Raw genomic sequence first — 12,773 nt, forward strand, 5'->3', positions numbered from 1 at the left:
CCGCCATCCGGCAGACAGGCATAAAAAAACCCTGCCGAAGCAGGGTTTAGCCGCACGCAAAGCCGTATCAGCGACGGGCGCGCACGACCTGGTATTTACGCGTCAGGTACTCGACCGGCGCGCTCCAGATGTGAACCAGGCGCGAGAACGGGAACAGCAGGAACAACGTCATCCCCAGCACCAGGTGCAGGCGGAAAATGAACGCTACGCCCTCTAAATGCTCAGACGCGCCGCCGTGGAACGTCACCACAGATTGCGCCCATCCCACCAGTTTCATCATTTCGCTACCGTCCATATGTTGCGCAGAGAACGGAATAGTCAGCAGTCCCAGCGCGCACTGAATCACCAGCAGAGAAAGGATCAAAATATCCGCTCCCGTAGTCGTTGCACGCACGCGTGGGCTGAACAGACGGCGTTTAAGCAGCAGTACGCCACCGACCAGCGTCATCACGCCACAGGCGCCGCCGGCAATCATCGCCATTTTCTGCTTCACTTCAATCGGCAGGAACGCTTCGTACATCCAGTGCGGCGTCAGCATCCCCAGGAAGTGACCCGCGAAGATCCCCAGAATACCGAAGTGGAACAGGTTCGAAGCCAGGTTCATCCCTTTGCGATCCAGCATCTGGCTGGAAGCCGCACGCCAGGTGTACTGACCGTAGTCATAGCGCAGCCAGCTGCCAATCAGGAACACTGACCCGGCAATGTACGGATAGATATCAAAGAAGAACATATTCAGGAAGTGCATTATTGCTGTCCTCCGGTGGTGATATTCAAATATTGCGGAGCGACAGCCCCGGCAAAACGACGCTGGTGAGCGGAAATCTCCGACTCGCCGCAACCCTGCTCAGCAAAGAATTTCACCTGTTCTTCTTCCCAGACGGCATCCAGTGCTTGCGGGGTATCGTCACGGACTTCATCCGCAATTTTCTCTGCCACTTTGTCGCTGTCGATAACGGTATTAGCCAGCTTCAGCAGCAGATCGAACAGCACCGCATAGCGACTTTCCCGCTGTTGCAGACGTGCGCCCAGCAACGCCAGAATCGGCGCGATGTCCTGCAAGCCGCCAAGCGCGTCGTTTTTCGGCAACTGCGCCAGATACTCCAGATACAGCGGCAAATGGTCAGGCAACTCACGACTGTCGAGTTGCAGGCCGTGCTGCTCGTACTGCGCCATCAAATCGACCATTGCCTGGCCGCGATCGCGGGATTCGCCATGAACATGCTCAAACAGCAACATCGACGTGGCGCGACCGCGATCAAACAGTTCGCTGTAGCTTGCCTGTACATCCAGCATCTCCTGCGCAGTGAGATCGCGCAGGAAAACCGCCAGACTCTGAGCATCTTCTTTATCCAGGTTTTCAGATGACGCGAGTGCATCGAAAAGTTCCTGTTGATGCTGCCATAAGGCAGCATCCGGGTACTCGAGCAGACGCGAAACAATGACGAGTTCAATCATTGGTGCGGCTCCGTTTTGCTGCTCACATCGATGGCATCAATGCGGCGGCTGTTGAACAGGTTGAATTTGGTATCTGAACCGTGGCAACCATCGCCGAACGTAAAGCCGCAACCGCTTTTCTCCGGGAACGCCTCACGCGCCAGCTCACGATGGCTGCTAGGGATAACGAAACGGTCTTCATAGTTCGCAATTGCCAGGTAACGGTACATTTCCTGCGCCTGCGCTTCGCTCAGACCCACCTCTTCCAGCGCGCGGGTATCCAGTTTACCGTCAACGGTTTCCGCACGTTTGTAGTGACGCATCGCCAGCATACGTTTCAGCGCCAGCAGTACCGGCTGGGTGTCGCCTGCGGTCAGCAGGTTCGCCAGGTACTGAACCGGGATACGCAGGCTTTCCACGTCCGGCAGGATGCCGTTGCTGCCCAGTTCGCCGGCGTCCGCCGCAGACTGAATCGGTGACAGCGGCGGCACGTACCAGACCATCGGCAGCGTACGGTATTCCGGGTGCAGCGGCAGCGCCAGCTTCCAGTCCATCGCCATTTTGTAAACCGGGGACTGCTGCGCCGCATCGATAACGCTCTGCGGAACGCCGTCTTTCAGCGCTTGTTCAATGACCGCCGGATCGTTCGGATCGAGGAACACATCCAGTTGGCGCTGATACAGATCTTTCTCGTTCTCGGTGCTGGCTGCGCTTTCAATCGCATCGGCGTCATACAGCAGCACGCCAAGGTAACGGATACGACCCACGCAGGTTTCGGAACATACGGTCGGTTGACCCGCTTCAATACGCGGATAGCAGAAAATACACTTCTCGGACTTCCCGCTCTTCCAGTTGAAGTAGATCTTCTTGTACGGGCAACCGGTGATGCACATACGCCAGCCGCGACATTTGTCCTGATCAATCAGGACGATGCCGTCCTCTTCACGCTTGTAGATGGCGCCGCTCGGGCAGGTCGCCACGCACGCCGGGTTGAGGCAGTGCTCGCACAGGCGCGGCAGATACATCATGAAGGTGTTTTCGAACTGGCCGTACATCGCCTTCTGCATGTTTTCGAAGTTCTGGTCTTTGGCGCGTTTTTCAAATTCACCGCCCAGAATTTCTTCCCAGTTCGGACCGCTGGTGATTTTGTTCATCCGCTGACCGGTGATCAGCGAGCGCGGGCGCGCAATCGGCTGATGCTTGCTTTCCGGCGCGGTATGCAGGTTCTGGTAGTCGTAATCAAACGGTTCGTAGTAATCATCAATGCCCGGCAGATGCGGGTTAGCAAAGATTTTACCCAGCAGCATCGCGCGGTTGCCCATGCGAGGTTGCAGTTTGCCGTTAATTTTACGGACCCAGCCGCCTTTCCATTTTTCCTGATTTTCCCAGTCGTTCGGGAAACCGACGCCAGGCTTACTTTCCACGTTATTGAACCAGGCGTATTCCATACCTTCACGGCTGGTCCAGACGTTTTTACAGGTCACTGAACAGGTGTGGCAGCCGATGCATTTATCGAGATTCAGCACCATGCCGACTTGTGAACGAATTTTCATTTTACGCTCTCCTGTACCTGGTCATTGCCTTCGCCATCCAACCAGTTAATGTTCTTCATCTTACGCACCACAACAAACTCATCGCGGTTTGAACCGACCGTACCGTAGTAGTTAAAGCCGTAGGCCAGCTGCGCATAACCGCCGATCATGTGGGTCGGCTTCGGCGTGATACGGGTTACCGAGTTGTGAATACCGCCGCGCTGCTGGGTAATTTCTGAACCCGGCAGATTAACGATACGTTCCTGCGCGTGGTACATCATGGTCATCCCGGCCGGAACACGCTGGCTTACCACCGCGCGTGCCGTCAGCGCACCGTTGCTGTTAAAGACCTCGATCCAGTCGTTATCTTCAATACCCAGATCTTTGGCATCGGTTTCGCTCATCCAGACAATCGGCCCACCGCGCGACAGCGTCAGCATCAGCAGGTTGTCGCTGTAGGTAGAGTGGATACCCCACTTCTGGTGTGGCGTCAGGAAGTTGAGTGCTTTTTCCGGGTTGCCGTTAGATTTCTCACCCATCACCGCTTTCACTGAACGCGTGTCGATTGGCGGACGGTAAACCAGCAGGCTTTCGCCAAAGTCACGCATCCACTGATGATCCTGATACAGGGACTGGCGGCCAGACAGCGTACGCCACGGAATCAGCTCGTGAACGTTGGTATAACCGGCGTTGTAAGAGACGTGTTCATCTTCCAGGCCAGACCAGGTCGGGCTGGAGATAATCTTACGCGGCTGCGCCTGAATATCGCGGAAGCGAATTTTCTCTTCTTCTTTATTGGTCGCCAGATGCGTATGGTCGCGACCGGTGAACTCACTCAGCGCCGCCCAGGCTTTCACCGCTACGTGGCCGTTAGTTTCCGGCGCCAGCGTGAGGATCATCTCGGCGGCATCAATCGCGGTATTCAGCATCGGCTGGCCTTTTGCCGGGCCTTCAGCTTTGGTGTAATTGAGCTTGCGCAGCAAATCCATTTCGCTCTGAGTGTTCCAGGCGATGCCTTTGCCACCGTTGCCGATTTTCTCCATCAGCGGGCCGATAGAGGTAAAGCGCTCATACGTCGCCGGGTAGTCGCGTTCCACCGGAATGATGTGCGGCGCGGTTTTACCTGGGATCAGGTCGCACTCGCCTTTTTTCCAGTCTTTCACGTCCAGCGGCTGCGCCAGTTCGGCAGCGGAGTCATGCTGAATCGGCAGCGTCACCACATCGGTTTCTTTGCCAAGGTGTCCCACGCAGACTTCAGAGAATTTCTTCGCGATGCCTTTATAGATTTCCCAGTCGCTTTTCGATTCCCAGGCCGGGTCAACGGCGGCAGACAACGGGTGAATAAACGGATGCATATCCGAGGTATTCATGTCGTCTTTTTCATACCAGGTGGCGGTCGGCAGCACGATGTCGGAGTACAGGCAGGTGCTCGACAGACGGAAGTCCAGCGTCACCACCAGGTCCAGCTTGCCGTCAAGACCGTTATCCTGCCATTCCACTTCTTCCGGCTTCACGCCGCCCTGCATACCCAGATCTTTGCCCTGAATACCGTTTTCCGTACCCAGCAGGTACTTCAGCATGTACTCATGCCCTTTACCGGATGAACCAAGCAGGTTCGAACGCCAGATAAACAGGTTACGCGGGTGGTTTTTCCCGTTTTCCGGCTGTTCCGCCGCAAAACGAATCGAGCCTTCTTTCAGCGATTTCACGGTGTAATCCACCGCCGTCATCCCGGCTTTTTCCGCTTCACGCGCGATGTACAGCGGGTTGGTGCCCAACTGCGGCGCAGACGGCAGCCAGCCCATGCGTTCAGCACGCACGTTGAAGTCGATCAGATGACCGCTGTAGCGGGATTTATCCGCCATTGGCGACAGCAGTTCCTGCGCGGTAACCGTCTCGTAGCGCCACTGGCTGGAGTGGTTATAGAAATAGGAGGTGCTGTTCATGTGACGCGCCGGACGCTGCCAGTCAAGAGCAAACGCCAGCGGCTGCCAGCCGGTCTGCGGACGCAGTTTTTCCTGGCCGACATAGTGCGCCCAGCCGCCGCCGCTCTGACCGATACAGCCGCAGAACACCAGCATGTTGATAAGCCCACGATAGTTCATATCGAGGTGATACCAGTGGTTCAGGCCGGCGCCGACGATGATCATTGAACGACCATGCGTCTTATCGGCGTTATCTGCAAATTCACGGGCGATACGGGTGATTTGCGCACGCGGTACGCCGGTTATCTGCTCTGCCCACGCCGGAGTATAGGCTTTAATGTCGTCGTAGCTGGTTGCGCAGTTTTCGTCGTTCAGACCGCGTTCCAGGCCATAGTTCGCCATCGTCAGATCGTAAACGGTAGTCACCAGCGCGGTGGTTCCGTCTGCCAGTTGCAGGCGTTTCACCGGCAGCTTGTGCAGCAGAACGTTTTGCAGCTCGACTTTGTTGAAGTGTTCAGTGCCTTCACCGCCAAAGTACGGGAAGCCCACTTCTGCGATATCGTCCTGGCTACCCAGCAGGCTGAGTTGCAGTTCGGTTTCTTCGCCTGACGTACCGTCACGCTGTTCGAGGTTCCATTTGCCTTTCTCGCCCCAGCGGAAGCCAATAGAACCGTTCGGCGCAACCATATCGCCGCGGGTGTTGATGGCAACGGTTTTCCATTCCGGGTTGTTTTCCTGACCCAGCGCGTCAATAAGATCGGCGGCGCGCAGCATACGGCCAGCGGCATAGTAACCGTCGCGTTCTTCAAGCATCACCAACATCGGCATGTCGGTATAGCGACGGACGTAATCGGTGAAATACTGGCTCGGGTTATCAAGGTGGAATTCACGCAGCATGACGTGGCCCATCGCCAGCGCCATCGCGGCGTCAGTCCCCTGCTTCGGCGCCAGCCACAGGTCGCACAGCTTGGCGATTTCAGCGTAGTCAGGCGTAACGGCAACCGTTTTGGTGCCTTTGTAACGCACTTCAGTAAAGAAGTGGGCATCCGGGGTACGGGTCTGCGGAACGTTAGAGCCCCAGGCGATGATGTAGCTGGAGTTGTACCAGTCAGCGGATTCCGGTACGTCCGTCTGCTCGCCCCAGGTCTGCGGAGACGCAGGCGGCAGGTCGCAGTACCAGTCGTAGAAGCTCAGGCAAGTCCCGCCGATCAGAGACAGGTAACGAGCGCCGGATGCGTAAGAGACCATCGACATTGCCGGAATCGGCGAAAAGCCCGCCACGCGATCGGGACCGTAATTTTTAATGGTATAAACGTTGGATGCCGCAATCAGTTCGTTCACTTCCTGCCAGGAAGAACGAACGAAGCCACCACGACCACGCGCTTGTTTGAAGCTTTTTGCTTTATCGGCGTCTTCGATGATGGAAGCCCAGGCTTCTACCGGATCGCTGTGCAATTTTTTCGCATCACGCCACATTTTCATCAGGCGCTTACGCATCAGCGGATATTTCAGGCGGTTTGCGCTGTAGAGATACCAGGAGTAGCTCGCGCCGCGCGGGCAGCCGCGAGGTTCATGGTTCGGCATATCCGGGCGGGTGCGCGGGTAGTCTGTCTGCTGGGTTTCCCAGGTGACCAGACCGTTTTTCACATAAATTTTCCAGCTGCAAGAGCCGGTACAGTTTACCCCGTGGGTTGAACGCACGACTTTGTCATGCTGCCAACGTTGGCGGTATCCATCCTCCCAGTCCCGGTTTGTTTCGAGAAGCTGGCCGTGCCCATCGGCAAAGGTTTCGCCCTTCTGTTTGAAGTAGCGAAACCGGTCCAGGAATTTACTCATCGGGTTTCTCCTGTTTGGAGCCTGACGGCTCTCTGATAAATCGACATTGCTGGATTGGCTGTGAAGGTAACGCTCTGAAAGGGCGTCAGAATTGATAACGATCAAGGCAGACGGGGATGAAAATCGGGGGTGTTTTTTGACATACCCCTTAAGGAGGATGATTTTTATTCATTCAACATACTGATTAATATAAATATTTTCAAATTCATCCATTATGTAAATGTTAAATTCTTTATAAGTGGGTATTAAGGGGTATGCCCCCTGCAAGGCATAAATGAACGCCGTTCTGACAAACCGGCGCTGTTTATTTATAAATAAGTATGTTGTAACTAAATACAGGCAAAAAAAAGCGCGGTCTAACGCCGCGCAATGGATAATCAAACAATTACTTTTTTATTTTTTAGAATGACGTCCGTATACCGCCCAGGTGATGACTACGCAGGCAATATAGAAAATCAGGAACACTTTCATCGCATCGACCGGTGAGCCGGTTAATGCCAGAGATGTCCCGAATGCTTTCGGAATAAAGAAACCGCCGATTGCGCCAATCGCAGAGATAAAGCCCAATGCGGCTGCGGTATCGGTCGCGGCTTCACGCAGCGCTTTCTCTTCAGAACCCCCTTCCGCTTTAACCCTGTCCATCGTCAGCTTACGGAAAATAACGGAGATCATCTGGAAAGTAGACCCACTGCCCAGCCCGGCAGTCAGGAACAGCGCCAGGAAGACAACGAAGAAGGCGATAAAGCTGCCGCCCTGGCCGTTAGAAGGCAAGGTCAGGAACAGTAAGGCGCTGAAAATCGCCATCAGCACAAAGTTAACCAGCGTCACGCGCGTTCCGCCCAGACGGTCGGAAATTGCCCCGCCCGCAGAACGGGCCAGCGCGCCGATTAACGGGCCGAAGAAGGCATAATGCAGGATCTGTACTTCCGGGAACTGCGTTTTGGACAGCATCGCAAACCCGGCGGAGAAGCCGATAAATGAACCGAACGTCGCCAGATACAGCAGGCTCATCATCCACAGGTGCCCACGTTTAAGTACCGGCAACTGATCTTTCAGCGAAGCCTTCGAGGTCGCCAGCTCATTCATACCGAACCAGGCGGCCAGGGTGAAAATGGCCAGGAACGGCACCCAAATCCAGGCGGCGTTCGCCAGATACAGCTGCGAACCGTCCGGCTGTTCCACACCGTGACTGCCAAATACGGCAAAGACAGACAACGAGACCACCAACGGCGCGACCAGCTGCATAACGCTCACGCCCATGTTGCCTAAACCGCCGTTCAGACCCAGCGCACCGCCCTGTTTCTGTTTTGGAAAGAAGAAGCTGATGTTAGCCATGCTGGAAGCAAAGTTCGCGCCGGCAAAACCGCACAGCAGAGAAATCAGAATAAAGGTGCTAAACGGCGTGGAGGTGTCCTGCACGGCAAAACCTAACCATACGCAAGGAATGACCAGAATCCCGGTGCTGAACGCCGTCCAGCGGCGGCCGCCAAACAGAGGAACCATAAAGGAGTACGGCACACGCAGTAATGCGCCAGAAACAGACGGCAAGGCGGTCAGCATGAACAGCTGATCGGTGGTGAAGTTAAAACCGACCTTCGGTAAATTCACCGCGACAGCGCTGAATAACATCCATACACAAAACGCCAGCAGCAAACAGGGGACGGAAATCCACAGGTTGCGGCTGGCAACACGATGACCACGCTGTTCCCAGAAAGCGGGATCTTCCGGCCGCCATTCTGTGATTACAGCTCCAGATGCCCTTTCGGGGGCAGATGAGTGACTCATAGACACCTCTGTTACTCGATTCGATGTCTGCCACATTAGGGTTTACAGCCGGGGGTAAGTTGATATAAATCAAAGGAAAAGCCGTCATTATTCGCGGCTAAAAATTATCATGCCCCTTAGTGAGTAGGCTTTGTCGACAAAAAAGATGTGGTTTTTCACGGTGCTGTATAACCCTACCCCCCGGCTTCGCGATCCCCTCCCACCACCAGCAATTAAGAGGTAACTCGTTATAGGTATGGGTATACTCCAGGGTATGGCTGAGAATAACGTCACTGTCGAAACGCCCCTCGGTGAGCATCCCGGCAGAATCGTCATTCATTAAGGTTTCCTGAGCAGGAAGCCTGAAGGAAGAAGTCTACATGTTTAAACGTTGTCTCTCTCCACTCACGCTGGTCAACCAACTGGCGCTTATTGTTCTCCTGTCCACCGCTATCGGTGTGGCGGGCATGGCTATCTCTGGCTGGCTGGTTCAGGGCGTACAAGGCAGCGCCCATGCGATCAACAAGGCCGGTTCGCTGCGTATGCAGAGCTATCGCCTGCTGGCAGCAGTGCCGCTGAGCGCCCACGACCAAAAGCTGCTGGATGAGATGAAACAGACGGCGTTCAGCCCTGAACTGACCCGCGCTGCGGAACGCGACGGGCAACAAGAGCAGCTTCGCGCACTACAGGACTACTGGCATACGGAACTGGCGCCAGGGCTGCAACGCGCGCAGGACAGAAACGCCGTTGCCGGCGATGTTATGCGTTTTGTCACCGGTCTGGATCGGTTAGTCACCGCCTTTGATCACACGACCGAGCTGCGCATTGAGCGCGTGGTGATGGTGCATCGGTTAATGGCCATCTTTATGGCGCTGCTGTTCGTCTTTACGATCATCTGGCTACGGGCGCGCCTGCTGCAACCGTGGAAACAACTGCTTTCGATGGCGCGAGCCGTCAGCCAGCGCGACTTCACCCAGCGGGCGCATATCAGCGGGCGCAATGAGATGGCGATGTTAGGCTCAGCGCTCAACAACATGTCGGAAGAGCTGGCCGAAAGTTACGCCGTACTGGAACAACGCGTGCAGGAAAAGACAGCCGGGCTAGAGCACAAAAACCAGATCCTCTCATTCCTGTGGCAGGCCAACCGCCGCCTGCATTCCCAGGTGCCGCTGTGCGAGCGCCTCTCCCCGGTGCTGAACGGCCTGCAAAACCTGACGCTGCTGCACGATATTGAACTGCGGGTTTATGACCTGGAAGATGAAGATAATCATCAGGAGTTCACCTGCCAGTCCGACAGCAGTTGTGATGACAAAGGGTGCCACCTCTGCCCGCGCGGCGCGCTGCCCGCGATCAACGGCGGCACTACGCTGAAATGGCGACTTACCGATGCCCATACGCAATACGGCATTCTGCTGGCGACGCTGCCGCACGGGCGCCATCTGAGTCACGATCAGCAGCAGATGATTGATACGCTGGTCGAGCAATTGACCGCTACGCTGGCGCTGGACAGAAATCAGGAACGCCAGCAACAGTTGATTGTGATGGAAGAGCGTGCCACCATTGCCCGCGAACTTCATGATTCTATTGCACAATCGCTCTCCTGCATGAAGATGCAGGTCAGCTGTCTGCAAATGCAGGGCGCGACGTTGCCGGAAAGCAGCCGCGAGTTGCTCAGCCAGATCCGCAACGAACTGAATACCTCCTGGGTACAGCTACGTGAACTGTTGACCACCTTCCGGTTACAGTTGACCGAACCCGGCCTGCGGCCTGCGCTGGAGGCGAGCTGTCAGGAATATAGCGCCCGATTTGGTTTTACGGTGAAGCTGGATTATCAGCTCCCGCCGCGACGGGTGCCGTCGCATCAGGCTATCCACCTGTTGCAAATTGCCCGCGAAGCGTTAAGTAACGCCCTCAAGCATTCCCATGCCGATGAGGTGGCCGTCGCCGTGGTGCAAAATGGCAATCAGGTCAAACTGACAGTAAAAGACAACGGCTGCGGCGTACCGGAAAATGCCGAGCGCAGTAACCATTATGGCATGATTATTATGCGTGACCGCGCGCAGAGCCTGCGTGGCGATTGTCGTGTACGCCGTCGTGAGACGGGCGGTACGGAAGTTGCTGTCACCTTTATTCCCGAAACAAACTTCACAGAAGTCCAAGGAGATACCCATGAGTAATCAGGAACCGGCTACCATCCTGCTGATCGACGATCATCCGATGTTACGGACCGGTGTTAAACAGCTTGTCAGCATGGCGCCCGATATTAGCGTGATCGGCGAAGCCAGTAATGGCGAGCAGGGTATTGAGCTGGCAGAGTCTCTTGATCCCGGATCTGATCCTGCTGGATCTGAACATGCCGGGCATGAACGGTCTGGAAACCCTGGATAAGCTGCGTGAGAAATCACTGTCAGGCCGTATCGTGGTATTCAGCGTGTCCAATCATGAAGAAGACGTGGTGACGGCGCTGAAGCGCGGCGCAGACGGCTATCTGTTAAAAGATATGGAGCCGGAAGATCTGCTGAAAGCCTTACAGCAAGCGGCCGCTGGCGAAATGGTGCTGAGCGAAGCGTTAACGCCGGTTCTGGCCGCCAGCCTGCGGGCAAACCGCGCGACCTCTGACCGCGACGTGACCCAACTGACGCCGCGCGAACGCGATATCCTGAAGCTGATCGCCCAGGGACTGCCGAATAAAATGATCGCCCGCCGCCTGGATATCACCGAGAGTACGGTCAAAGTGCATGTGAAACATATGCTGAAGAAGATGAAACTGAAGTCACGCGTCGAAGCGGCGGTATGGGTGCATCAGGAACGCATATTCTGATTACTCCTCCGGGAGCAGCTTCCAGCGCGGAGCGTTATCGGGCATCGCCATAAACGGTTCAGTCAGTGATAGCGTGATCTCATTGGAGGAGACACGCTGGCCCTGCTCATCTTCAACAACGACCGACAGCCGCCAGCGATTTGTCGCCCCTTCGCTGCTGTCCCAGGCAGGCATGATAATGGTCCAGCCCTCTGCGCTGTCCGCCTTCGCTCCTGCCGTCAGACTCAGCGCCTGCGTATCGCCCTGCCACGTCACATGATGAACGCCATGCCGACTGCGAATCTGCACCTTCAGCGGCACCGTCTCGCCAGGCTGGAGATCCCACGGCGGCGTCGCCAGAAAAACAGTGAGCGTTTTACGCTGACGATACTCCATCGTCGGGAGATTATTGCGCTGCGGGTTGTCATAGCGACTACCGCGCAACGACTGACTCTCCGCCACCTCGCTGGCCGACAGCTGTTTGTTCAGCGGCACGCCAAAACGGTAATTCAGGTTCAACCCCAGATTATTCTGGCTCACCCCGCTCTCGCCCTGTTTATGTTGCGCCGTTACCGTCACCAACGGCACCGGCGTGTAATTAAGCCCCAGTTTTACCGCTACCGGATTATGGTATCCCGTGCCTGAGTCAAACAGATCCACCCGTTCGCCGAAATACTGTTCCACACTGACGCTGGTGTTGAGGTGTTGATAAAACGGCATACGCATCTGCGCGGTAACATCGTAGCCGCGCGCCATACGCTGCTCTAAGGCGGTGGTCTGTTCATGCCAGGAAGCGAAAGGCTGGTAGTAATTGGCGGATAATCGCAGGTATTCGCCCCACGCTTCCGCGCCAAATCCCGCCCGTTGCAGATTTTCATCCAGCAGGTTGTCATAAAAAGTGTTGTACCCTAACAGCCAGCCGTCGCGCGCCCAGCGTTGGCCGATGCCGACATTACTGACCAGGCCATCGTCCTGCTGAGTCAGCCCGAGTTGACTCCAGGTCAGATACCGCGTGTTGTCCTGCCAGGGAATAAACCAGCCCCCACGACTGCCGGTAAAGCTCCCTTCGTTATCAATCCTGAGATCGACACTCGCATTCCCCCAGGGCGAAAGCCAGGACTCCAGTTGATGATTCACCTGTTCACTCACGGCGTCCCGCACCTGGCCAAACGCAAACTGACGCGCCTGCTCGCCGGTATCCAGCCCATTGTCGGTCATGCTCGCTTCGCCAAAGGCTTTCACCATCTCAGCAAACTGTTTTTCACCTTCGTGTGACTCAGGCGTCATGCCCAAATCAGGTAAACCATCCTGGTTGTTATCGAAGGGATTTTCCGCCTGTTGAATAAACGAGGATTGCGCGCTGGCAGTACCGCCTGCCAGCAGCAAGAGTATGCAAAGGGAAAGAGGGCGATAAACAATACGGCTCAAATTGTCAGCTGCTTTTACATTAAACGAATGAAATCTCACACTTAACTAAAACCA

The 12,773-nt window shown here is 55.7% G+C and carries 7 protein-coding genes and 1 pseudogene; 2 read left to right on the plus strand and 6 right to left on the minus strand.

All coding sequences use genetic code 11. The features are described from left to right. Positions 1–67 precede the first annotated feature (67 nt). The 5 genes from narI to OGX93_RS04555 all read right to left on the minus strand — a co-directional run bounded on the left by narI (position 68) and on the right by OGX93_RS04555 (position 8,512). Positions 68–745, minus strand: a complete 678-nt coding sequence (gene narI / locus OGX93_RS04535; protein ID WP_012132187.1) for a respiratory nitrate reductase subunit gamma — start codon at positions 743–745, stop codon at positions 68–70. After that, complete coding sequence (gene narJ / locus OGX93_RS04540) at positions 745–1,455, minus strand: nitrate reductase molybdenum cofactor assembly chaperone (RefSeq protein WP_198448144.1); 711 nt, start codon at positions 1,453–1,455, stop codon at positions 745–747. The genes narI and narJ overlap by 1 nt, the downstream gene beginning before the upstream one ends. After that, positions 1,452–2,987 carry a nitrate reductase subunit beta gene (narH, locus tag OGX93_RS04545; protein ID WP_012132185.1) on the minus strand — a complete coding sequence of 512 codons (1,536 nt, stop codon included), beginning with the start codon at positions 2,985–2,987 and terminating at the stop codon, positions 1,452–1,454. The genes narJ and narH overlap by 4 nt, the downstream gene beginning before the upstream one ends. Continuing rightward, on the minus strand, positions 2,984–6,727 hold the full coding sequence (locus OGX93_RS04550; RefSeq protein ID WP_012132184.1) for a nitrate reductase subunit alpha: 3,744 nt from the start codon (positions 6,725–6,727) through the stop codon (positions 2,984–2,986). Before OGX93_RS04550 ends, narH begins: the two co-directional genes overlap by 4 nt. A 393-nt stretch (positions 6,728–7,120) precedes the next feature. After that, on the minus strand, positions 7,121–8,512 hold the full coding sequence (locus tag OGX93_RS04555; protein ID WP_024130296.1) for a NarK family nitrate/nitrite MFS transporter: 1,392 nt from the start codon (positions 8,510–8,512) through the stop codon (positions 7,121–7,123). Positions 8,513–8,871: 359 nt separating this feature from the next. Between OGX93_RS04555 and narX the strand changes: the two genes are divergently transcribed. Beyond that, positions 8,872–10,668: a nitrate/nitrite two-component system sensor histidine kinase NarX gene (gene narX, locus OGX93_RS04560; RefSeq protein ID WP_049010662.1), complete on the plus strand. Its 1,797-nt coding sequence runs from the start codon at positions 8,872–8,874 to the stop codon at positions 10,666–10,668. Beyond that, positions 10,661–11,312: pseudogene (gene narL, locus OGX93_RS04565) on the plus strand (two-component system response regulator NarL). Before narX ends, narL begins: the two are co-directional and overlap by 8 nt. Here narL and OGX93_RS04570 read toward each other — a convergent pair. After that, entirely contained in the window at positions 11,313–12,719 is a 1,407-nt protein-coding gene (locus OGX93_RS04570) for a YchO/YchP family invasin (protein WP_286449571.1), read from the minus strand. Positions 12,720–12,773 lie beyond the last annotated feature (54 nt).

This window comes from Citrobacter sp. CK195, assembly GCF_030333365.1.
Lineage (GTDB): Bacteria > Pseudomonadota > Gammaproteobacteria > Enterobacterales > Enterobacteriaceae > Citrobacter_B > Citrobacter_B koseri.